Origin of the sequence: Mycolicibacterium austroafricanum, from assembly GCF_902705885.1 — a bacterium.
Lineage (GTDB): Bacteria > Actinomycetota > Actinomycetes > Mycobacteriales > Mycobacteriaceae > Mycobacterium > Mycobacterium vanbaalenii_A.
On the sequence record NZ_CACSIP010000003.1, the window covers coordinates 30,170 to 52,410 of the forward strand.

Consider the following 22,241-nt stretch of genomic DNA (forward strand, 5'->3'; position numbering starts at 1 on the left):
TTCGATACAGGCTTGCGGACACTGGCTGGGCAGTGCGCGGACGATGCTGCGCGGTTAGCCAGCCAGGTTCCCGGCGCGCCGGCGGGACCACCAGTGCAGGCAACCTCTGCGGCGGTCAGCGGTCTGTATGCCGCGATCGGGGCGGCAGCTGCGGTGCTGGCGGGCAGAGTCCAGGCCACGGGCGACAAACTGACTGTTTCCGCGGCTCAGTATGCGAGCGCTGACGAGAACTCTGCGCAAGGCCTGTCAGCGCTAGGTGCGTCGGTGCAGGTGTAGATGCCCGCCGCGGGGGGCGCAGGAGCGCCGAGCCTTTCACAGATTCTCGATTGGGACACCGAACATCTTTACGGTGCGGCCACCGATTGGGAGAGCACCGCCGAGCATTGGGAAGACACCTTCACCAGCGTGCACCGAGGCACGCTGGCACCGGGCGGCACTGTATGGGAAGGAGCTGCCGCGGACGCGGCTCAGGAACGCTCGTTCGGTGATCTAGTGACGGTCCGCGGCCTGTCCGACGCGTTGCAGGAGGCCGCTGCGGTTGCTCGCCGCGGTGCTGATCAGCTCGACTATCTCAAACGCCAAGCCGTTGATGCAGTCAACGATGCCCGCGAGGCGGGGTTCACCGTGGGTGAACACCTCTCGGTTACCGACGCCAGGCGGTACGACGGGTTGCGCGTCGGGCTAGCACGGCAACATGCGGCGACGATCGCTGTCCGAGTCGCTGCACTGAACACCGCCGATAACGAAATCGCTGCCAAAATCGCCACCGTCACAGCACAACTGGATCATCACGGCCTCGCTGAACTGCCTGAGGATAGCGCCGTGCGAGCGGTCGACTTCAAGCAAGGACCGCCCGGCCCTTTCCCTGAAAGCCCATGGGAGTACAACAACGACTACACCACCACCGTGAACGCACGCGGTCCGGACGGCGAGATTATCGACGGGGGAAGCCTTGTCTCCCTTGATGATGTCTGGAATGAACTGCACCGCTGCTTCAACTGCAATTTCCCCATTGGCGGCGCGCCGAAAGAGTTCCCCAAAGTCGGAGACCAGATACCGCTTGAAATGAACCTCGCGGGCGTTAAAGCGGCCAATTTGCCCGTGGAGGTTACACAGATCAACAGGGCCGCAGATGCCATCGACATCGAGTTCGCCACGTTGCCTGGACATGCGGATGGGCCGGGAAGCACCATCCACTTCCGATGGACTGAGCAGGGCGGTGCCCCGAACCTCGACATCCGTGGCTACATCACCGAAGGCCCCGGTTCCGGCGATAGCCCGTTTTCGGCCCCTGCCCGCGTCGGTTACACCGCTCTGGCTCAGTTGGTCTGGCAGCCATACATCGACAACGTCGTCACGCACGTTGTCCAGTCAAAGGGGTACGAAGCACTTCCGTTGAGAGTGATCGGGGGCCACTAACATGACCACGGTGAAGCGCGCCCTATCGACGTCAGGGATGCTGTGTTTAGGCGTCTTGGCAGCTACGGGCATCTACCTCGCATGCGTGCTGGTGACGTTCATGCTGGGCGGCATGTTCTATTCCATAACGCTCGGCGCGATGGTGGCACCTGTGGTTGCGTTCGTGATCTTCGCCTACCGATGGACTCGCCGGCGCGCGACGACGGCATGGCCGCTGATGACCGCGATGGTGGTGACCCAAGTCGTGATCGCCGCGGCGGCTTTCCTAGACAGTCCGTCGACAGCCACGATGTGGTTTCACTGAGCGCCATCATTTTTCTGGGAACGAGACCACGGCGCCAACGCTCCGTTCGCAGGAACGCTGCCAGCGATGGCGAAACCAGATCAACCGCATACTCGTTTCGCGTACAGGCCCGTGATGGTGCATCCTGCTCAAGGCCGTTGAGCGGCCTATTCGACCACGCTGTTGCCGCCAGATACAGCGATAAGCGGATCAAGGGATCTCTGATCTCGCTGGATCGTCTTCGGCCACTACGGGATTGCTCCTCGTCTCCTCGACGCATTAGGGCGGCTAATGCGGGTGAGGATCTATGGTGGGCACCCATCAGGACGCGCTACGTCAACGCATCGAGTACACCGGTGAATCGTGGCGGGCGTTGTGCAACGACACGTCGATCGATCACATGGCCTCCATACCCGACGCTCCCGAGGCGACGCAGCGCGAACTCGAATCAGCGGTGTTCACGGCGCTGAATCCGGGTGACTACTTCCCTCACCCCTACGGTGTGCAGCGCGTCCGGATCCGACCAGGCGGCACGACTGTGCTCCACGTGGACAGCTTGACCAGGAACGGCCACTGGCGCCGAACTCCGGGGACTGCTGGGGAAGCTGCTGCCCTACGACCTCGACGGCGTCATGCAGGGCGGCGAGCCCGGAGTTCGTGTCCACCACGCGAATGGATCCGCCCTTGTGTTGACCACCGTCGGCGGGACGCCGGAGGTACACCTTCTGGCTCATGCCGCGATTGGCAAGCCTGGTTCTGGGCCCGCGCCGACGCCGCGATCCGATCGACGATCGACCGCGCGCCGCCGCCTGCGATTCCCCGAATATGTTCGATCATGCCCAGAACCGACCGACCGCGTTGACTCCGACAAGTCCGCACGGGACTTCGGTCCGCGGTCTCAAATCTGGCCGGGCATACCCGCGCCGGCTCGCGGCGTCGGCAGCGCGTAGGGACCGCCCGCACATGCCGGTTGGCAGGCTGGCTGATGCAGGCCGGGTCGAACGGGCTGGTGGGAACGTCGAAAGGTCCTCCCACGCAGGGGGCCGCCTCGGGCATTGCTGGACATCGGGGGTCATCCGGGTTTGTCGGGAGGTCGGGGTTCTGCAGGGGAACCGGCGCAGCTGCCGAACCCGAGCCGGGCGCCGCGCTCGCCAACGCAGTCGCGCCCGTCACCGCCATTCCGGCGAGTGCGACAGCACACGCTGCTCCTGCCACCGCGCCCCGCATGCCGCAAGTAGTCGCCAGCCTCATCGGTCGCTCCTCACCCCTTGGGGTCCCGCCTCAGCACCTGGATGGTCGTCAGATCATCGGAGCGTCAGAGCGTCGACGCGGCTTCCTCGCCGAGCAGCCAGACGGTGGCCGGTCGAGATCGTCGACGGGCCGCCCGGGTCGGCAATGGCACACAAACTCCTTCGAAGTGTGCTGATGAAGAGAGGGATTGGCCGGCATCGTCACCGAAGCCGTCACCGCCGGCGCCGGCGCCACAGCTGTATACGAGTCGTGGATCCGCGACCAGATAGCCGCTCACATCGCACGGCAACAGCACGAGGACGAGCGACTACTTCCCCTCGATCAGCAATTGAAGCGGCTCGCGAGCGAAGAACATGCAGTCATCCCGTCCCGCACCGGACATGGTCTACGGCGGGCCCGATCCACATGCGTAGGAAGCTGCGCAGTTCTTCAGGCGTCCGACGCGGGTCGCTCGGCGCAATCATCAGGGACTGGATCATGCGCAGAACGAACTCGGTCAGCGAGTCGAGGAGCTTGTCGTCGAAACCGATTCCAGCCCAATCGAAGCCGGAGTGCTCGAGAAATCCTCTCGTCATCCGGAAGGGGTCGCCCGTGAGCAGCCTTCGACCGAAGAGATCGGCACGCTCGATGTCCAGCAGCAACGTGAAGNCGGCAGGCGGTCGATCGACGACCGCGATGATTAATTCGATGAGCATCTCGACGACGTCGTCGATCTGTGCCAGTCGATCCGCCAGGTTCGCTCCCCACTCTCGGAATGCCGCCATGGCCACGGCGCTGAACAGATCCTCCCTATTGTTGAAGTACCGGTAAACGGTGTGCCGGGTGACACCCAGTTCATCGGCCACGCTGGACAACGTGGTCGCCGCCGCACCACTGCGTTTCGCGCAACGTGCACCTGCTTCGATGATCCGTTGTCGCGCCTCCTGATTGTCCTCAGGTGGCACGCCACCCCACCCTCTGCGCCCCACGGCAACCTTTCACGTGCGGTGACGAATGCCCGGCCGGGCGATGTGGGTCCATAGACTATCCGCCCCGAGCCGCGGGTGCGCGGCGTTCGTATCAGGTTGGTCGCACCATCACCACCACCGATATGTCTGATGTTTCGGCAATAGGTGTAGATCTTTTGTTTGCACAAGTCTTCCCAAAACGTGCAGTCCGTTGCAGAATGGGGCGGTGCTCGACCGAGGTCACTCGAAGTGGCGCGTTGACGTCGGTGTGATCCACATGGCCGAGGCCGCCCTGTCGCACGGCAGTGGCTGGTGCTCGATCAGTGGCGGGCGGGAAGGTGGAGTCGACGCTGTGTTTGACCCGTGGCGAGCTCAAGGTAGCGACCCGGGGTTACCCGCTCGGTGACATCAACGTCGCGATCTCGGACATGCGCTGCGGCCGAAATATCCGCGGCTTGATCGACTTTCGAATCTGAGGAGTGTCAAGCGTGCTGCACGAAACCACTACCGGCGGAAAGCTCGACGAGCGAACCGCACATCGGCGGCTTCTCTACATCGTCGGAACGACGATAGCGGCGCTGACCGTCCTCGCCATCGCCGCAATGTGGTTGACCGTGGATCTCGGCAGCCGGGCGGTCCCGGGGGTGCCATCGGGTACCTGGGCGAGTCCGCCGCTGTTCGGATTCCCGCACTGGGGCAGGCTCTTCGAGGTTGCCAGCGTGGCGATGTTCGTCATCACCGCCACCCTCGTGGTAACCAGCTGCATCGAGAAGCGCGAAGTCACGGTGGGAGCCATGTTCTTCGTGTCGGGTCTGGGACTTTATTCTCTGGACCCTTTTGGCAACTGGGCGCCCTACGCGGTATACGACCCGCAGATGCTGCACTGGCCGGTGAGCTGGCCGTGGGCTTCGATTGCGCCGAACATCGAACCCGTGGTCGGTCTCGTTGGTTATTTCGGTTTCTACCTGGGTATTCCACTTACCGCGATCTGGCTGTTGCGCGAACGCATCATGCCGCGCGTGGGCAGCGAGTCGTTCATCCGACGCCGACCACTGCTTTCCTTGACCCTCGTCACGATCGGGGTGGGGTTCGTTCTCGATGCCCTCGTCGAGGTCTTCATGATCCGAACGGGAATGTTGATGTACCTGCAGGTGGTTCCGTTCGGTTCGGTATGGGTGGGTACCCGCTACCAGTTTCCGTTGTTGTGGCAGTCGGTGGCCACCACCATCCCGTTCGTCTTCGCGGCCCTGTTGTGGTGGCGCGACGACGAGGGGGTCACCACCGCGGTCAGATTGTCGCGTCGTCTGCCGGTGTTGCGGCGGTGGGGCCGCACCGGCACGTTCGTGTTGATCTATGGGGCGCTCACGACGGGTTACGTGTTGTTCATGACGCCCTACGCGATCATCCACAAGACGGGCCTGGCCACGGGGACGGCGCAGCCGTTCCTGTACTGCGACAGTGCGGTACCCGGCCCGAACGGACTGATGCGCCTCAATGGGCAGCCTGGCCCCTACCTGTCAGGTTGGTGGCCGGGGCCCTACCACACCGAGCCGACCCGGAACTCACCGCCGCCAGCCGACGAGTGCCCGCGTGGACAGACGTAGCGACGAGGTCTGGCACTGCGTCACAGGGCGTGAACCGGGACGTGCGACCACCCGATGACGTTGGTCATGTTGACCCGCTTGAGGCCGTCGCTGTCGACCTCGAAGTCGGGCAGCCGATCCAGCAGCGCGTTCAGTGCGATGCGTCCCTCCATCCGGGCGAGCGCAGCTCCCAAACAGCTGTGTATCCCGTAGCCGAAACCGAGGTTGAAGCCGACCTTGCGTTCGCGATCGATGTCGAACCGATCGGGGTCAGGGAAGGCGCGTTCGTCGCGGTTGGCAGCGCCGTTGATGAGCATGACGGCGCTGCCCTGTGGAATCGTCCTCCCGTGCAACGTCACTTCCTTGAGGCTGTAACGAACGTTGTACTGGGAGGGGCCTTCGAACCGGAGAAGCTCCTCGAAGGCAGCGGGAACCTTGTCGCGGTCCGTGCGCAACCGCCGCCATTGGTCGAGGTGTTCGGCGAAGACGACGATGGCGTTTCCGATGAGCTTGGTGACGGTCTCTGCGCCGGCACCGCCGAGCATGTTGGCGAACCCGGCGATCTCGACGTCGTCGAGCCGCCTGGCCTCCCCGCACTCGATCACCTCCGTGTCGATCAGCCGACTGATCATGTCGTCTTGGGGTTGTCTTCGGCGCTTCTGGACGAGTTCGAAGTAGTACGTCCCCGAGGCGATCATCGCGTCGATACTCTCCCGTGTCGGGAGGGCTTGCCCGGGCTGGCGCTCCAAGCCCTTGTCCAGTAGGCGGCGCAGCTCGTTGCGATCTTCCGTGGGGACACCGAGCATGTCGGCGATGATTTCCATGGGGAAAAGGGCGGAGAAGTCCGAGACGACATCGAATTGCCTCGGGTCGACACGGGCGAGCGCGCTGTCGATCTTGGTGGCCACCATCGCTTCCAAACCGGCGACCGCACGCGGGGTGAAGACGCGGTTGACCAATTTGCGCATCAGTTCGTGCTCGGGGGGGTCCATCATGATCAGGACTCGCCCTTTGGGCATCTTCAGCTTGGTGGCGTTGACCATGTCGACGCTGACCCCGCGGGCCGACGAGTATGTTGCGAAGTCACGGTATGCGGGGGCCACGTCGTCGTAGCGGGTCAGGGCGAAGAAGTTGAGTTCCTCACTGTAGTACACGGGCGCTTCGTCGCGCATTCTGCGATAGATCGCGTAGGGAGATTCGAAGAACTCCTCGGTATAGGGGTTGAACCGCACCGGACCCGAAGTCTGGTGAAAATCAACGCTTCTCGAGTCGGTGCCGGGCGCTGCACTCGAGGAGGGCGGATGAGGTCCCGGCATGGCGGTCTCCTTGGGGCAAGGTGTTCAGCTGTCAACTGTTGGGACAACGGTATACCTTTCCGCAGTCGGTTTCCTCATTGGCTCGACTGAGTTGCCTTGGAACCCGAGTCGGTCGGCCTGCCGACCCGCAGGAAGTCCTCTCTGTCGACGTTGTCGGCAGCCGTGCCAACGGGGGGAACAGGCTGATTTCGTCAGGGCGACTCGATGAGCCTGCAGTAGCTACTGTAAGCGCAACGGTATCGGTAGGTCGAGGAATCCGCCGACGAGGATTGGTTCAGGCAGACCCTTGAGCCCAAGGACCCGTCCGCGGAGCCGAAAAATCCGCTATAGACTTCCGACGCCGGATGAGTGCGAGAGAGATGGGCTGCCGACATGGCGAAGAGTGATGGCGGGCTGCGCACGGACGCCGCTGCAGCCGTGTCGAGAGAGAAGCCGAAACAGGTCGCCGACGACTTGCGGCGCGAGATCCTCGATGGCGAGCTTGCCGAGGGTGATTCGCTCGGTACCGAAGCCGAGTTGATCGGACGATTCGGCGTATCGCGTCCGAGTTTACGTGAAGCGCTGCGCATCCTGGAAGCTGAGGGCCTCATCTCGATCGTGCGCGGCGTTCTGGGCGGTGTGTCCGTGCACCGGCCCGACCGCCGGGTGACCGCGAGGGCCGCGGCGCTCGTGCTGCAATCACGCAGCGTGGACCTCGCCGACGTCTTCGAAGCAAGCACGATCATCGAACCCGCCGCCGCGCGTTCGGTGGCCTACTCGCGGGGCCGCACCCGTGCTGCCAAGCAGCTCCGCGGGATCATCACCGTCCAGAAGCGTGACATCGATGACGCGGTGGCATTCACGAATGCGCAGGTTTCCTTTCACGAGGCAATCGTCGCACTCGCAGGCAATAGAACATTGACCTTGATCGCCGAGATGTTGAACGAGGTCATCGGACGTGCAGTCCAAGATGTGATCGAGCAGTCCCGTCGCCAAGACGTCAACGCGCGCCGGCGGGCGGTGCGCGCGCACGAGATTCTCGTGCAGCTGATCGAGGCCGGCGAAGGGGACGCTGCGCAAGTGCATTGGAACAGCCACATGGGACGACTGCGCCGATCGCTCTTGGGTGAGCACGCCTCGTCGGTCGTGGCACTCACACCACACATATAGGCCGCGAGCGACCTCGCCATGATGCCGGGCAAGCGCGTCCTCACTTGCGCATGCCGCCGCTGACGGTGAGGTCGTCACCGGTCACGTAGGACGATGCGTCGCTCGCCAGATAGAGTACGGGGCCGACGATTTCGGATATGTCGGCGACACGGTTCTGGGAGTTGGTCGCGGCCAGCATGGCGAGCGCACCCGGTTGCGCTTGTTCGGCGGCGGCCAGCATCTCGGTCTTGAAGGGGCCGGGGCTCAGGATGTTCACCCGAACATTCCATGGTGCAAACTCCTGCGCCATCGTCATCGTCAGATGGCGCAGCGCCGACTTCGAGGCGCCGTAGGCTGCCGACTGCACGATGGAACCGTAGCCACTCATCGATCCGATGTTGACGATGCTGCCTCCGCCGCCATCGCGCATCACCGGGGCGACGCACTGGCTGGTACGCAATGGGCCCTCGAGGTTCACGGAAAAGATCTTCTGCCACAGTTCCTTGGAAACGTCAGTGGCGTACTGCGCGGCCGGGTTGATTCCGGCGTTGTTCACGAGAACGTCGATGCGTCCCATCCGGCATACCACCTCGTCGACCATCGCCGGTATCGAGTCCCATTCGGCCACGTGGCATGCGATACCGATTGCCTTCACCCCGGTGGCGGCGGCGATCTCGGCTGCCACTGCCTCGCAGGAGGCAGCCTTGCGACTGCTCACCACTACGTCGGCGCCGGCGTGGGCGAGGCCGAATGCGATCTCCCTGCCGAGGCCGCGCGTGGAGCCGGTCACGACGGCTACCTTGCCGGTGAGGTCGAAGAGTTCACCTGGAGATTTCACGCATCTATCCCATTCATTCGAGCCCGATAGCTGGGCGGTTCTGCGATCATCTAGCGTATACCTCTATAGGTTTGGGAAGTGAGACCGAGAAGCCGAACGCGGAGGGTGGTCGCGTGCAGATGCGTACAGCGTCCGTCGCGGTAGTGCAGTGTGCCACCGAGACGACCGGCCGAGACTCTGTCGCTGGGACCGTCGGCGCGATGAAGATCGGGGTGCGCGCGCTGTGCGGCGAACTCGCTATCACGGTTGAGCACATGACGTGGATGCCCGAAACCGTCGAATCCCAGTGGTAGCCGCGGAACGGCTACGAGATCGAGTTCGACTCGAAGGAGAAGCATGCCTCAGGTGACGCCGGCGCGGATCGGACTGCTCATGGACTACCTCGATGAGGACGGGGGGTACGACGAGAACATCCTCCCGGTCCTCCAGCTGGTGGCCGACCAGTTCGCCGACAACGGCATCCTGGAACGACCAGTCGAGTTCATCGTGAGAGCGGTGCAGGGCCTTCCGAACGGTTCCTTTCGCGCCGTCCGCGACGCGTTCTACGAGCTGGTCGAGGAGGACGCCCTGGTCATCTTCGGTCCATGGGTATCGGAGAACGGAGTCGCCCTCCGCCCGCACGTCGAAAACCTCGGGCAGGTGCCGATCATCACGATGGGTGCTTCCGAGAGCATGCTCGGGGAATGGGTATTCGGCCTGCCCGCGGGCTCGATGGAAGAGGAACCGATCATCATGGCCACCGTGGCGGCGCTAGACGGGTGCCGCTCCGTGGGGATTGCGTTCGAAGATTCCCTGATCGGCCGCGAGTATCTGCGGACAACGCGGGCTGCGTGCGCAGCCGCGGGTATCAACATCCTCGCGGAGGTGCCGATCCCACAGGTCGAGTCCGCGAAGCACACCGCGATGTCCGCCCTGGCAGCAGTGAGTCCTGACGCCGTCATGCACGTGGGATTCGGGCTGGGCGTGATCGGCATGAACGCCGCCCTGGAGACGATCGGGTGGATGCCCAAGCGGTACACCACGACTGCCTTCGAGTTCGCCGCGACGAGTGACTGGTGGCGTGGGCAGTTCGCCGGCTGGATCGGGCTGGACCAGTTCGATGAACGCAATGAGACGTGCCGCGGCTTCCTCGATGCCTTCGAAGCACGTCACGGTCGTCGACCGGAGTACTTCTTTCCGCCCTACTGCTACGACGTCGGTCGTCTGATGCTGACCGCCTTGGCCACTGCTCGTCCGCTGACGGGTCCCGGAGTGAAAGATGCATTGGAGAAGGTGAAGATGCTGCCGGCGGCCACGGGCGCCCCTGGCACACGTTTACGGTTTGGCAAGTACATCCGCCATGGCTGGGTGGGTAGTGAGTTCCTGGTCGCGCGTAGGGTTCTGCCCGATGCGAGCAGAAGCGAGCTCTACGCGACTATCGAGGGTCTCGTCGATCCCCGCATGGCCCCATGACGATGCGAGTGGTGCAATGCGCCACCGGCCCAGTCGGTTTGGCTCAGATTCGTGAAGTGATCGACCGGCCCGATCTCGACCTGGGTGTCCTCGTTTACTCGGGTCAAGGACATGAACCCCTACTTCCTCGACCGCACGACCGTACCTACACTTCCTGACCTGCCCTCATCGATGCGATCCGTGGCAATCCCTGACGTTTGATGCAACAGCGCCGGTCGGTGAGGTAAGTTCTCGACGAGAAAGATGTAGAGGGTTATCAACGCCCTGGAAGGGATCGTTGGCGAAACGGGCACCAGGGGTTGATGCCGACGGCTCGGTGGCGACCGGTGTGATTCGGACTCCCGACGATCCGCAGTGCGCACTATCCGGTGCGGCAGGGGTGGGGCGTACCGCTCGTCTACGACGTGCCCCAACCGCGAAGGGTTCCCAACGGAATGCTCACTGACGCCGATACCGAAGCTCTGGCTCGCCGAGTCGGAGCGTTGCTTGCCGACGACGCCGAGTTTGCCGCGACACTTCCCGACAAGGACGTGTGCGCAGCCATTCTGAGTCCGGATGTCGGCTGGGTGGGCATCATGCGCCTGATCGCGGAGGGCTACGCCGACCGACCCGCCCTGGGCCAGCGAGCCACCGAGATCGTCGACGTCGACGGTCGCCCCGCGGTAGGAGTGCTTGAGCGGTACGACACCGTGACCTATGGGGAGCTCTGGGAGCGGGTGACCGCCGTGGCTGCGGTGTTCGCGGCGGCGGGTGTGCAACCCGGCGATCGCATAGCCACCCTGGGATTTTGCAGTGTGGACTACACGACCGTCGATATGGCCGTGCCCCTGCTCGCGGGCGTATCGGTGCCCCTGCACGCCGGGGCCCCTGCCGGGCAACTACTACCGATGGTCCAGGAGACGAGGCCCACGGTGATCGCCTGCAGCGCAGAGTACCTCGAGGTCGGTGTAGTGCTCGCGGAGGCGGTGGGACCGGCATTGATGGTCGTTTTTGATCACCATCCTGAGCTGGACGCTCACCGTGTAGCACTGCGGACTGCTCAAAGTCGGCTCGGCGCATCGGCTCAACCCGTCGTCGTCGAGACACTCGCCCAGACGATCGAGAGGGGCCGCACGTTACCGGTACCGCCGGACCCCGAGTCCGACCCAGACCGCTTGGCGGCGATCGTGTACACCTCGGGCAGCAGCGGCAGCCCCAAGGGGGCGATGCAGCCCGAGAGCCTCACCCAAGCGATATGGACGTTGACCGCGGGAATTCTCGCCGAGCGAGGGTTCGCTCTCCCCGCGATCACCTTGAACTATCTGCCGATGAGTCACACCGCGGGCCGCGCCATGCTGTATTCGACGCTGGGCGCCGGCGGTGTCGCCTCCTTCGCCTCGAAGAGCGACATGTCCACCATCCTCGACGATCTTGCGCTCGTCCGACCGACTCAACTCAACTTCGTGCCTCGGGTGTGGGAGATGCTCTACCGTCAGTTCCTCGGTGAGTGTCGCCGGAGCGGATCCGAGGTGGCCGAAGAAGACGTGCTGGCAGACTTGCGCACTCGGGTACTCGGCGGACGCTACGTCACTGCGTTGACTGGATCGGCCCCGATCGCCGCAGATCTGGCCGCGTGGGTGGAGACGCTGCTCGGCTCGCATCTCATGAACGCCTTCGGTGCGACCGAGACTGGATCGTTGATCATCGACGGCCGGATCCAGCGCCCGCCGGTGTCGGATTACAAGCTCGTCGACGTTCCCGAGCTCGGCTATTTCAAGACCGACAAGCCGTATCCGCGCGGCGAGCTGCTGGTCAAATCTCACACGCTGTTCCGCGGGTACTACAAGCGCGAAGCATTGACCGCCGAGGTATTCGACGAGGACGGTTTCTACCGTACGGGCGACATCGTGACCGAGCTGGGCCCAGATGACGTGCACTACGTCGATCGACGGAACAACGTCCTCAAGCTCTCCCAGGGTGAATTCGTCGCCGTGTCGAAGTTGGAGTCTCTGTACGTCAATTGCCCTCCGGTAGAGCAGATCTACGTCTACGGGAACTCCGAGCGATCCTTCTTGCTGGCGGTCGTGGTGCCCACCGAGGAGCTGCGCAACCACCACCAGGACCCTGATGTCAAGCGACAGATCCTCGACTCCTTGCGAAACGCCGCCCGTGACGCCGAACTTGAGACGTATGAGATCCCTCGCGACATCGTCGTCGAGCCCGACCCGTTCACCCTCGACAACGGGCTCCTGAGCGGCATCAGAAAACCCTCGCGCCCGGCGTTGAAGGCGAAGTACGCACCTCGGCTCGAACAGCTGTACGTCGAACTCTCCGATGCCCACGATCAGCGGTTGCGGACCCTGAGCGAGCGTAGCGCGGACAGCCCGATCATCGATATCGTCCGCGGGGTTGCGGGCAGCCTGCTCGGCACTGCCACCGATGATCCGCCGGCCTCCGCGCGCTTCAATGACCTCGGCGGAGACTCGCTGTCGGCGCTCACCTTCGCCAACGCCCTCGAGGACATCTTCGATGTCGCGGTACCCGTCGGCGTGATAGTCAGCCCGGCAAGCGATCTGCACGCCATTGCCGACCTGATCAGGGACGAGAGGACATCGCAGAGCAGCCGCCCCACCTTCGGGTCGGTGCACGGGACCGACGCCACCGAAATCGCGGCGAGCGACCTCACGCTGGACAAGTTCGTCGAGACATCCATACTTGACGGCGTACGCTCGCTGGCACCCCCCGCGCGTGACGTCACGACCGTCCTGCTGACCGGCGCAACGGGCTATCTCGGTCGCTTCCTGCTCATCGACTGGCTCGACAGGGTCAGCGCCGTGAACGGAAAGGTCGTGTGCCTGGTCCGCGCCAAGGACGACGAGGCGGCCCGTAGAAGACTCGACTCGGTATTCGACAGCGGTGATGCCGACTTGCTGTCGCGCTACTCAGGGATGGCCGCCCCTCACCTCGAGGTCATCGCAGGGGACAAGGGCGCGGCGGACCTCGGGCTGGATCACACCACGTGGCAGCGCCTTGCCGGCGAGGTCGACTTGATCGTCGACCCTGCGGCGATGGTCAACCACATGCTTCCTTATCAGCAACTGTTCGCGCCCAATGTGGTCGGCACCGCCGAACTGATCCGGCTTGCCTTGACGGTCCGCCAGAAGCCGCTTGCCTTCGTCTCCAGTATCGGTGTGGGAGCCGTCATTCCGTTCGGAGAGTTCACCGAGGACGCCGACGTGCGACGAGTCGGCGCCAGGCGCTCGCTCGGGGATGACTATGCCAGCGGATATGCCAGTAGCAAATGGGCCGGTGAAGTTTTGCTGCACGAGGCGCACGACCTGTGCGGTCTGCCGGTGACCGTGTTTCGTTGCGACATGATCATGGCCGGCGGTAACTATCGCGGACAGCTCAACGTGCCGGACATGGTGACGCGGTTGATCCTCAGCGTCACGGCGACCGGGCTCGCGCCGTACTCGTTCTACCAACTCGACGAGCACGGTAACCGCCCTCGCGCTCACTTCGACGGGCTGCCGGTCGACTTCGTCGCCGACGCGATCTCGACACTGACCGCGGCACACCATCGGGTCGGCTTCCGGACGTTCCACGTGGTGAACCCGCACGACGACGGTATCGGACTCGACCAATACGTCGATTGGATGATTCGAGCAGGTCGCCAGGTGGAGCGCATTCGCGACTACAAGGAATGGCACTCTCGCTTCGAGACAGCGCTCCGGAACCTTCCGGAACGTCAGCGCCAGGCGTCATTGCTGCCGTTGCTGACCAGCTTCCGGTATCCGCAGCCTGCGCTCGCCGGGGCATTCGCGCCCACCGACAGGTTCCGGGCCGCCGTGGCGCAGTTCGGATTGGGCGCGGCAGGCGACATACCGCACATCGACTTCGGCATCATCGAAAAGTACTTGTCCGATCTGGAATTGCTCGGACTGTTGGATACCGAGCACTACCATCGCGACTGAATACCAGCGCCGGGCCTTGGATTGTCCGGCATATGGATCGGCGAATCGGCTCAACCCGTCCGGTTACCCGGGGTCGCAGTCAGAGCTTCGACGCGGCTTCCTCGTCGAGCAACCACACCGTGGCATCCGTGCCTACCGCGCCCGCCGAAGGCACGTCCACGGGATCCGCGCCGCCGACAGCCGCGGCCACTGCTTCGGCCTTGGCGGCCCCGGAGACCACCAACCAGACCTCCCTGGACCGCTGAACCGCCGGCAACGTCAATGTGATTCGGCGTGGAGGCGGCTTGGGGGAGTCCGGCACGCCGACTACCAGCCGCTCGGTCTCCCGTACCGCCGCGGTGTCGGGGAACAGCGAGTTGATGTGGCCCTCCCCTCCCATGCCCAACAGGTGGACATCGAACTCGGGGCCCGATTGGAAGTTCTCCTCCAGCAATTGCGCGTATCCCTGCGCGGCCGCGTCGAGGTCGTCGCCGAACTCACCGTCCGTTGCGGCCATCGCGTGCACGTTCGTGGCGGGGATACCGACGTGATCCAGCAGTGCCTCCCGAGCCTGCTTATCGTTGCGCTCGTCGTCGTCAGCCGGGACAAAACGCTCGTCACCCCAGTAGACGTGCACCTTGGCCCAGTCGATCTCGTCGGTGCGTTCACCGACCCGCTTGAGCAACGCGATACCGGTGCCGCCCCCGGTCAGTACGACGGCAGCCTGATCGCGCTCCGCGATCGCCACAAGAATAGTGTCGACCAGGCGGTCGCCGGCCGCGGTTGCCAACTCCGTACTGTCGGAGTAGGTCTCGATGATCGGACTCATACGTAGATCACTTTGTCGATTCCTCCCAGCGCTTCGTGGTAGATCTCGTCCGGGTCGAGTCGGCGCATGTCCTCAGCCAGACACTCCCGGGTCTCTCTGCGGGCCAACGGAACCAGTGTGTCCGGCTTGGCCGTGCGGGTGATTGTCGCGGTGATTCCATCCTGCGGGCGACTGAGGGTGATGGTCTCACTGGATCGAACCAACTCGACTTTGAGGTCGCCCACGGCACGACGCACCTGCCCGTCGATGCGACTCGCCAGCCAGCCGGCCAGGATGTCGAGGGCAGGTTCGGTCTTCAGCCCCGACACCAGCGCCGAGGTGACGGGTTCATGCGGTGCCTGATCCAGCGCCGCGGTGAGCAGCGCCCGCCAGTAGGTGATCCGACTCCACGCCAGGTCGGTGTCTCCCGATGTGTAACCGTCGAGACGACTCTTGATCGCCTCCAACGGGTCGGGACCGTTCGTCGCATCCGTGATACGGCGGATCGCCAACTTGCCCAACGGATCTTCGGCGGGAACCGGGGGAGCGACATCTGGCCACCACGTCACCACGGGGGTGTCGGGAAGAAGGAACGGTGTGACCACGCTGCTGGCGTGCCGGGCCAGTGGGCCGGACAGCCGCAGCACGACGACCTCGTTGGCCCCGGCGTCCCGCCCGACACGCAACTGTGCATCGAGCCGGGCGTCGCCGGCGAGTCGGTCACCGGGAGTCACCACGATGACGCGACAAGGATGCTCGCGGCTGGCCGCGTTGGCCGCCTCGATCGACTCCTCCAGCAGCGCTTCGGTATCCGGTGCGATGACCAACGTCAACACGCGCCCGAGCGTGATGGCGCCACCCTCTTCGCGGAGCGCGACGATCTTCTTGTTGATGACATCGGTGGTGCTGTCCGGTAGGTCGACGATCATTACGGGCGTCTCCATTCCCGGCCAGACCGTTGCAGCATCTCGAACGCCGATTCAGGACCCCAGGTGCCGGACTCGTAGGTGTCGGGCTTGCCGTGGGATGCCCAATGTTCCAGCGCCGGATCCAAGATCTTCCAGGCCAACTCGACCTCCGCGTTGACCGGGAACAACGATGGTTCACCGAGCAGCACATCGAGGATCAGGCGTTCGTATGCCTCGGGGGAGTCCTCGGCGAAGGCCGAACCGTAGGAGAAGTCCATGCTGACGTCGCGGACCTCCATCTTGTTTCCCGGGATCTTGGAGCCGAATCGCAAGGTGATGCCCTCGTCGGGCTGCACCCGGATCACCAGGGCGTTCTTGCCGAGTTCTTCGGTCATGGTGGCGTCGAAGGGCAGATGCGGTGCGCGCTTGAAGATCAACGCGATCTCAGTCACCCTGCGGCCCAGCCGTTTACCGGTGCGCAGGTAGAAAGGGACTCCCGCCCAGCGTCGAGTGTCCACGTCGACGGTGATCGCCGCGAACGTCTCCGTCGTCGAGGTTTTGGAGAACCCCTCTTCGTCGAGCAGGCCGACCACCTTCGCACCACCCTGCCAGCCTGCGGCGTACTGGCCCCGCGAGGTGTTGAGATCCAGCGGCTCGGCCAGTTGGGTCGCCGAAAGCACCTTGATCTTCTCCGCCTGCAACTCCGACGGATGGAAGCTGACCGGCTCCTCCATGGCGGTGAGCGCCAGCAGCTGCAGGAGGTGGTTCTGGATCACGTCCCGCGCCGCGCCGACACCGTCGTAATAGCCGCCGCGGCCGCCCAGCCCGATGTCCTCGGCCATCGTGATCTGCACGTGGTCGACGTAGTGGGCATTCCAAATCGGCTCGAACATCTGGTTCGCGAAGCGCAGCGCCAGGATGTTCTGGACGGTTTCCTTGCCCAGGTAGTGGTCGATGCGGAACACCGACGACTCGGGAAAGACGCTGTTCACCAGGCTGTTCAGGTCTTCGGCGCTGGACAGGTCGTGGCCGAAGGGCTTTTCGATGATCACCCGGCTCCAGCAGCCGTCCGGCTTCTCCGCGAGCCCTGACCGGGAGAGCTGTTCGAGCACCTGGGGGAACGCCTTCGGCGGGATGGACAGATAGAACGCGTGATTGCCGCCGGTGCCGCGCTCTGCGTCCAGCTTGTGCAGAGTGTCGCTGAGTTGATCGAACGCGCTGTCGTCGTCGAAAGTGCCCTGGACGAATCGGAAACCCTCAGCCAGCCGGTCCCAGACTTCCTGCCGGAACGGCGTGCGTGCATGCTGTTTGACCGCGTCGTAGACGATTTTTGCGAAGTCCTCGTCGGCCCAGTCGCGGCGCGCGAAGCCGATGAGCGAAAAGCTCGGGGACAGCAGACCACGGTTCGCCAGATCGTAGATGGCCGGCATCAGCTTCTTGCGCGCGAGATCACCGGTGACACCGAAGATCACCACCCCGCACGGGCCGGCGATCCGCGGCATGCGCTTATCGCGCTTGTCCCGCAACGGGTTATGCCACGGCTGGCTCATAGCCCGCAGTCACTTCTTGTCGTCGAGTTGACCCTGCGTGGCGTCGAGCAGTTCCTGCCACGACTTCTCGAACTTCTCCACGCCCTCGTTCTCGAGGGCGAGGAACACGTCGGTGAGGTCGATCCCGACCGCGGCGAGCTCGTCGAACACCTTCTGGGATTCGGCCCCGCGCCCGGTGATCGTGTCCCCGGTGACGACCCCGTGGTCGGCGACGGCGTCCATGGTCTTCTCCGGCATGGTGTTCACGGTGTTGGGGGCGACCAACTCGGTTACGTAGAGCGTGTCCGAGTAGTCCGGATTCTTCACGCCGGTTGATGCCCACAGCGGCCGCTGGACCCGGGCTCCCTTCGATTTCAGCGCCTCGAATCGGTCACCGCCGAGGAAGACCTCCTCGTAGGCGGCGTAGGCGAGTCTCGCGTTCGCGACTCCTGCCTTGCCGCGCAGCGCCAACGCCTCCTCGCCGCCGATGTCCTCGAGTCGCTTGTCGATCTCGGTATCCACCCGGGAGACGAAGAAGGACGCCACCGAGTGGATCCGCGACAGGTCGTGACCGGCGGCTGCGGCGGCCTCAAGCCCGGCCAGGTAGGCATCCATCACGGCACGGTGGCGCTCGACGGAGAAGATCAGCGTCACGTTCACCGAGATGCCCTCGGCGATCACCGCGGTGATGGCCGGCAGGCCGGCCTCGGTAGCGGGGATCTTGATCAGCAGGTTGGGCCGGTCCACGATCTTCCACAGCTCGACGGCCTGCAGGATCGTCTTGTCGGTGTCGTGGGCGAGCCGCGGGTCGACCTCGATGGACACCCGGCCGTCCACCCCGTCGGACAGTTCGTACTGCTTGGCGAGCACGTCGCAGGCGTTGCGGACGTCATCGGTGGTCACCGTCCGGATGGTGGCGTCGACGTCGGCGCCGCGATCGGCGAGCTGCTTGACCTGCGCGTCGTAGGCGTTGCCCTTGGACAGCGCCGCCTGGAAGATCGACGGGTTGGTCGTCACGCCGACGACCGACTTGGTGTCGATCAGTTCCTGCAGGTTGCCGGTCTGGAGTCGGTCACGGGACAGGTCGTCCAGCCACACCGATACGCCTGCGGCGGCCAGAGCGGCCAGGTTCGGGTTCTGAGTCATGTCGTTTCCTTAGTTAGTTGGCGATGGTGCGCTCCGCGGCGGCCACCACTGCCTCTGGGGTGAAACCGAACTCGCGGAACAGAGTCTTGTCGTCGGCGGACTCGCCGTAGTGCTCGATGGAGATGATCTCGCCGGTGTCGCCGACGAGCTTGTACCAGCTCTGCGCGACGCCGGCTTCGATGGCCACCCGCGCGGACACGGTGGGCGGCAGCACGCTGTCCCGGTACTCCTGGGGCTGCGATTCGAACCACTCGATGCACGGCATCGAGACGACGTATGTCGAGATGTTCTTGCCCTCCAGTATCTTTCGGGCCTCGACCGCCACCTGTACCTCTGAACCGGTTGCGATCAGGATCACGTCGGCGTCCTCGGCGGGTGTGCCACCGCCGAGTACGTAGCCGCCCCGGGCCACACCCTCGGCGCTGGTGCCCTCGAGTACGGGTACCCCCTGCCTGGTGAGAATGAACCCGACCGGTCCGCTGCCGTTGCCGCGGGCGATGATGCTGCGCCACGCGTAGGCCGTCTCGTTGGGATCGCCCGGGCGCACCACCGACAGATTCGGGATCGCCCGAAGCGCGGCGAGGTGCTCGATCGGTTGGTGGGTGGGACCGTCCTCGCCGAGACCGATCGAGTCATGGGTCCAGATGTAGATGGTGTCGATGTCCATCAGCGACGCCAACCGCACCGCGGGTCGCATGTAGTCGGAGAACTGCAGGAAGGTGCCGCCGAACGCCCGGGTCGGCCCGTGCAGCACGATGCCGGACAGGATGGCGCCCATGGCGTGCTCGCGGATACCGAAATGCAACACCCGTCCGTACCAGTCCGCGGTGAAGTCGTCGGTGGAGATCGACGGCGGCCCAAAGGACTTCACCCCCTTGATGGTGGTGTTGTTACTGCCGGCGAGGTCGGCCGAGCCACCCCACAACTCGGGCAGCTTCGGCGCCACGTCATTGAGCACCTGACCGAATGCTGCGCGCGTCGCGACGGCCTTCGAGCCCGGCTCCCAGTACGTGAGGTCGGCGTCCCAGCTGTCGGGCAGCTCCTGGGCCAGCAGGCGGTCGAGCAGCTTCTTGCGCTCCGGTTCGCGTTCGGCCCAGGCATCGAACTCGGGCTGCCACTTCTCGTGCGCCTCGCGGCCACGATCCACCAGCTTGCGGGTGTGCTCGATGACTTCGTCGCGCACCTCGAACGTCTTGTCGGGGTCGAACCCGAGAACCTTCTTGGTGGCGGCGACCTCGTCGTCGCCGAGCGCAGAGCCGTGCACGCCGCCGGTGTTCATCTTCGTCGGCGCGGGATATCCGATGATCGTGCGCAGGGCGATGAACGACGGCTTGTCGGTGACGGCACGGGCGGCCTCGATGGCTTCTTCGATTCCAGCGACGTTCTCGCCGCCCTCGACCTCCTGGACGTGCCAGCCGTAGGCCCGGTAGCGCGCCGCGACGTCCTCGGAGAGCGCGATGTTGGTGTCGTGCTCGATGGAGATCTGGTTCTTGTCGTAGAAGACGATCAGGTTGCCGAGCTGCTGGGTGCCCGCCAGTGACGACGCCTCGCTGGTGATGCCTTCTTCGATGTCGCCGTCAGAGGCGATGACATAGATGTGGTGGTCGAACGGGCTGGTGCCCGGCGCGGCGTCCGGGTCGAACAATCCGCGTTCGTAGCGCGCCGCCATGGCCATCCCCACCGCCGAGGCCAGGCCCTGGCCGAGCGGCCCGGTGGTGATCTCCACACCCCTGGTGTGCCGGAACTCGGGGTGGCCCGGGGTCTTCGACTTGAACGTCCGCAGCGCCTCGATGTCGGACAGTTCCAGACCGAAGCCCCCCAGATACAGCTGGATGTACAGCGTGAGGCTGGAGTGGCCGCACGACAGGACGAACCGGTCGCGGCCGAGCCAGTGGACGTCGCTCGGGTCGTGGCGCATCTGGCGTTGGAAGAGGGTGTAGGCCAGCGGGGCCAGGCTCATCGCGGTGCCCGGGTGGCCACTGCCGACCTTCTGGACGGCGTCCGCGGCGAGCACTCGGACGGTGTCGACCGACTGGGTGTCCAGGTCGGTCCAGTCCTCCGGATGGTTCGGTCGGGTGAGGGAAGTGATCTCTTCCGTGGTGGTCACGAGGCGCACTCCTTGGATAGGCGGGGGCGTGTCGATCCGCAACAACCACCCTAATGGGGAACGCCGCGCCGACGCATGGGTCGGCCCGGTCTCGGTGAACCGACCCTGCAATTACGGGGATCGGCACCCGCGGTCTACCATCGTGTGTAGTAGACGCCCGTGGCGTGGCACGCTGTCTTGTTGAGGAGTTGGTTGCGTGAGGATTCGCGAAGGCCACCTCGTCAGCGACTCCACCGAGGGGGCAGCGGGATCCTCGCACCGGTTCCGCACCACGCTGCTCGGCTACCTCGCGCTGACGAAGCCGCGGGTGATCGAGTTGCTCCTCGTCACCACCATCCCGGCGATGCTGCTGGCCGGTCGGGGCACGGTCGACCCGCTGCTGATCCTGAACACGCTGTTCGGCGGACTGCTCGCGGCAGCGGGAGCCAACACCCTCAACTGTGTTGCCGACGCCGACATCGACAAGATGATGAAGCGCACCGAGCGCAGGCCGTTGGCTCGTGCCACGGTGCCGCGCAGCCACGCTTTCGTGTTCGGCATCGCGCTGTCGGTCGCCTCGTTCTTCTGGTTGTGGTGGACGACGAACCTGCTCTCGGCTCACCTCGCCGGTGCCACGATCGCGTTCTACGTGCTCGTCTACACGCTGCTGCTGAAGCGACGCACCTCGCAGAACGTGGTGTGGGGTGGAGCGGCCGGCTGCATGCCGGTGATGATCGGGTGGTCCGCGGTGACCGGCACGATCCAGTGGCCCGCCCTGGTGATGTTCCTCATCATCTTCTTCTGGACGCCGCCACACACCTGGGCCCTGGCCATGCGCTACAAGGAGGACTACCGGGCGGCCGGTGTGCCGATGCTGCCCGCGGTGGCCACCGAGCAGCAGGTCACCAAGCAGATCCTCATCTACACCTGGCTGACCGTCATCGCGACGCTGGCGCTCGCCCTTGCCACCGGCTGGTTGTACGCGGCGGTGGCGATCGTGGCGGGCACCTGGTTCCTGGTGATGGCCCACCAGCTGTACTCCGGCGTGCGGCGCGGTGAGGCCGTCAAGCCGTTGAGATTGTTCCTGCAGTCCAACAACTACCTCGCAGTGGTGTTCCTGGCGCTGGCAGTCGATTCCGCGCTGGCGTTGCCCACCCTGTTCACGGTCTAGTCCCGGTCCCAGGCGCCCCGACGGCCCATTTTGGTTCGGCCGCGACGCTTCTTTTCCGCGATCCGTCGTTCCTTCGAACCCCGCGTGGGTTTGGTGGGCCGGCGCACCGGCGGGGGCGCGGCCGTTGCGGCGCGCAGGACACGGGCCATGCGCTCGCGGGCGGCGACGCGGTTCTGGAGTTGGGCGCGACGCTCGCTGGCCGTCACGACCAGCACGCCGTCGATGAGGCGGTTACCCAGCCTCGCGAGCATCCGGTCGCGTAACCACTCCGGCACCGAGGACGAGCGGGCGAGGTCGAATGACAGCTCTACCCGGCTGTCGGCGGTGTTCACACCTTGTCCGCCGGGGCCCGAGGACCTGGAGAAGCGTTCGCTCAGATCGGACGCGGGCACCACCAGGGTGCGCGTCACGATCAGATCCTCGGCCACCCTGACAAGGGTAGAA

17 protein-coding genes are annotated in these 22,241 nt (G+C 64.7%); 8 read left to right on the forward strand and 9 right to left on the reverse strand.

Going from position 1 to position 22,241, the window contains the following annotated elements:
• Nucleotides 1-276 precede the first annotated feature (276 nt).
• Nucleotides 277-1,419 (forward strand): WXG100 family type VII secretion target, encoded by a 1,143-nt coding sequence (locus BEMPMBAN_RS03630; protein ID WP_159229026.1) that lies wholly within the window; start codon nucleotides 277-279, stop codon nucleotides 1,417-1,419.
• A gap of 1 nt (nucleotide 1,420) precedes the next feature.
• Nucleotides 1,421-1,723 carry a hypothetical protein gene (locus BEMPMBAN_RS03635; protein WP_159229027.1) on the forward strand — a complete coding sequence of 101 codons (303 nt, stop codon included), beginning with the start codon at nucleotides 1,421-1,423 and terminating at the stop codon, nucleotides 1,721-1,723.
• Between the two features lie 1,589 nt (nucleotides 1,724-3,312).
• Here BEMPMBAN_RS03635 and BEMPMBAN_RS03640 read toward each other — a convergent pair.
• A complete protein-coding gene (locus tag BEMPMBAN_RS03640) occupies nucleotides 3,313-3,921 on the reverse strand; it encodes a TetR/AcrR family transcriptional regulator (RefSeq protein ID WP_425294924.1) in 609 nt (202 codons plus the stop codon).
• Between the two features lie 467 nt (nucleotides 3,922-4,388).
• Here BEMPMBAN_RS03640 and BEMPMBAN_RS03645 point away from each other — a divergent pair, with 467 nt between their 5' ends.
• The gene (locus BEMPMBAN_RS03645) at nucleotides 4,389-5,504 is read left to right on the forward strand and encodes a spirocyclase AveC family protein (RefSeq protein ID WP_159229029.1); all 1,116 of its coding nucleotides are present in this window, start codon (nucleotides 4,389-4,391) and stop codon (nucleotides 5,502-5,504) included.
• Between the two features lie 20 nt (nucleotides 5,505-5,524).
• Here the strand turns inward: BEMPMBAN_RS03645 and BEMPMBAN_RS03650 are convergent, their stop codons facing one another.
• Nucleotides 5,525-6,799, reverse strand: a complete 1,275-nt coding sequence (locus tag BEMPMBAN_RS03650; RefSeq protein WP_159229030.1) for a cytochrome P450 — start codon at nucleotides 6,797-6,799, stop codon at nucleotides 5,525-5,527.
• Nucleotides 6,800-7,171: 372 nt separating this feature from the next.
• Between BEMPMBAN_RS03650 and BEMPMBAN_RS03655 the strand changes: the two genes are divergently transcribed.
• Nucleotides 7,172-7,948 (forward strand): FadR/GntR family transcriptional regulator, encoded by a 777-nt coding sequence (locus BEMPMBAN_RS03655; protein WP_159229031.1) that lies wholly within the window; start codon nucleotides 7,172-7,174, stop codon nucleotides 7,946-7,948.
• 40 nt (nucleotides 7,949-7,988) lie between these two features.
• Here BEMPMBAN_RS03655 and BEMPMBAN_RS03660 read toward each other — a convergent pair whose 3' ends face one another.
• A complete protein-coding gene (locus BEMPMBAN_RS03660; RefSeq protein ID WP_159229032.1) occupies nucleotides 7,989-8,765 on the reverse strand; it encodes an SDR family NAD(P)-dependent oxidoreductase in 777 nt (258 codons plus the stop codon).
• A gap of 119 nt (nucleotides 8,766-8,884) precedes the next feature.
• Here BEMPMBAN_RS03660 and BEMPMBAN_RS03665 point away from each other — a divergent pair, with 119 nt between their 5' ends.
• The 3 genes from BEMPMBAN_RS03665 (at nucleotide 8,885) to car (ending at nucleotide 14,170) form a co-directional block, all read left to right on the forward strand.
• Nucleotides 8,885-9,058 (forward strand): hypothetical protein, encoded by a 174-nt coding sequence (locus tag BEMPMBAN_RS03665; protein WP_159229033.1) that lies wholly within the window; start codon nucleotides 8,885-8,887, stop codon nucleotides 9,056-9,058.
• Nucleotides 9,059-9,101: 43 nt separating this feature from the next.
• Nucleotides 9,102-10,217: an ABC transporter substrate-binding protein gene (locus BEMPMBAN_RS03670; protein ID WP_159229034.1), complete on the forward strand. Its 1,116-nt coding sequence runs from the start codon at nucleotides 9,102-9,104 to the stop codon at nucleotides 10,215-10,217.
• Nucleotides 10,218-10,651: 434 nt separating this feature from the next.
• Nucleotides 10,652-14,170, forward strand: coding sequence for a carboxylic acid reductase (gene car, locus BEMPMBAN_RS03675; protein WP_159229035.1), 3,519 nt, complete (start codon nucleotides 10,652-10,654; stop codon nucleotides 14,168-14,170).
• Nucleotides 14,171-14,249: 79 nt separating this feature from the next.
• Here the strand turns inward: car and pgl are convergent, their stop codons facing one another.
• Genes pgl through tkt form a run of 5 tightly spaced genes read right to left on the reverse strand, consistent with a single transcriptional unit; the run spans nucleotide 14,250 to nucleotide 20,647 of the window.
• Nucleotides 14,250-14,978, reverse strand: coding sequence for a 6-phosphogluconolactonase (gene pgl, locus BEMPMBAN_RS03680; protein ID WP_159229036.1), 729 nt, complete (start codon nucleotides 14,976-14,978; stop codon nucleotides 14,250-14,252).
• Nucleotides 14,975-15,886, reverse strand: a complete 912-nt coding sequence (opcA, locus tag BEMPMBAN_RS03685; RefSeq protein ID WP_159229141.1) for a glucose-6-phosphate dehydrogenase assembly protein OpcA — start codon at nucleotides 15,884-15,886, stop codon at nucleotides 14,975-14,977. Before opcA ends, pgl begins: the two co-directional genes overlap by 4 nt.
• A complete protein-coding gene (zwf, locus tag BEMPMBAN_RS03690; protein WP_159229037.1) occupies nucleotides 15,886-17,415 on the reverse strand; it encodes a glucose-6-phosphate dehydrogenase in 1,530 nt (509 codons plus the stop codon). Before zwf ends, opcA begins: the two co-directional genes overlap by 1 nt.
• A 9-nt stretch (nucleotides 17,416-17,424) precedes the next feature.
• Nucleotides 17,425-18,540 (reverse strand): transaldolase, encoded by a 1,116-nt coding sequence (gene tal / locus BEMPMBAN_RS03695; protein ID WP_159229038.1) that lies wholly within the window; start codon nucleotides 18,538-18,540, stop codon nucleotides 17,425-17,427.
• Between the two features lie 13 nt (nucleotides 18,541-18,553).
• A complete protein-coding gene (tkt, locus tag BEMPMBAN_RS03700; protein WP_159229039.1) occupies nucleotides 18,554-20,647 on the reverse strand; it encodes a transketolase in 2,094 nt (697 codons plus the stop codon).
• Between the two features lie 196 nt (nucleotides 20,648-20,843).
• Between tkt and BEMPMBAN_RS03705 the strand changes: the two genes are divergently transcribed.
• Nucleotides 20,844-21,797: a heme o synthase gene (locus BEMPMBAN_RS03705; RefSeq protein ID WP_159229040.1), complete on the forward strand. Its 954-nt coding sequence runs from the start codon at nucleotides 20,844-20,846 to the stop codon at nucleotides 21,795-21,797.
• Here BEMPMBAN_RS03705 and arfB read toward each other — a convergent pair.
• Nucleotides 21,794-22,225, reverse strand: coding sequence for an alternative ribosome rescue aminoacyl-tRNA hydrolase ArfB (gene arfB, locus BEMPMBAN_RS03710; protein WP_234897278.1), 432 nt, complete (start codon nucleotides 22,223-22,225; stop codon nucleotides 21,794-21,796). The genes BEMPMBAN_RS03705 and arfB overlap by 4 nt on opposite strands.
• Nucleotides 22,226-22,241 lie beyond the last annotated feature (16 nt).

Excerpts from the sequence above, each read along its gene's own strand:
- BEMPMBAN_RS03630 (WP_159229026.1), top strand. The coding sequence starts at position 277 with ATGCCCGCCGCGGGGGGCGCAGGAGCGCCGAGCCTTTCACAGATTCTC.
- BEMPMBAN_RS03635 (WP_159229027.1), top strand. The coding sequence starts at position 1,421 with ATGACCACGGTGAAGCGCGCCCTATCGACGTCAGGGATGCTGTGTTTA.
- BEMPMBAN_RS03650 (WP_159229030.1), bottom strand. The coding sequence starts at position 6,799 with ATGCCGGGACCTCATCCGCCCTCCTCGAGTGCAGCGCCCGGCACCGAC.
- BEMPMBAN_RS03655 (WP_159229031.1), top strand. The coding sequence starts at position 7,172 with ATGGCGAAGAGTGATGGCGGGCTGCGCACGGACGCCGCTGCAGCCGTG.
- BEMPMBAN_RS03665 (WP_159229033.1), top strand. The coding sequence starts at position 8,885 with ATGCGTACAGCGTCCGTCGCGGTAGTGCAGTGTGCCACCGAGACGACC.
- BEMPMBAN_RS03670 (WP_159229034.1), top strand. The coding sequence starts at position 9,102 with ATGCCTCAGGTGACGCCGGCGCGGATCGGACTGCTCATGGACTACCTC.
- car (WP_159229035.1), top strand. The coding sequence starts at position 10,652 with ATGCTCACTGACGCCGATACCGAAGCTCTGGCTCGCCGAGTCGGAGCG.
- pgl (WP_159229036.1), bottom strand. The coding sequence starts at position 14,978 with ATGAGTCCGATCATCGAGACCTACTCCGACAGTACGGAGTTGGCAACC.
- opcA (WP_159229141.1), bottom strand. The coding sequence starts at position 15,886 with ATGATCGTCGACCTACCGGACAGCACCACCGATGTCATCAACAAGAAG.
- zwf (WP_159229037.1), bottom strand. The coding sequence starts at position 17,415 with ATGAGCCAGCCGTGGCATAACCCGTTGCGGGACAAGCGCGATAAGCGC.
- tal (WP_159229038.1), bottom strand. The coding sequence starts at position 18,540 with ATGACTCAGAACCCGAACCTGGCCGCTCTGGCCGCCGCAGGCGTATCG.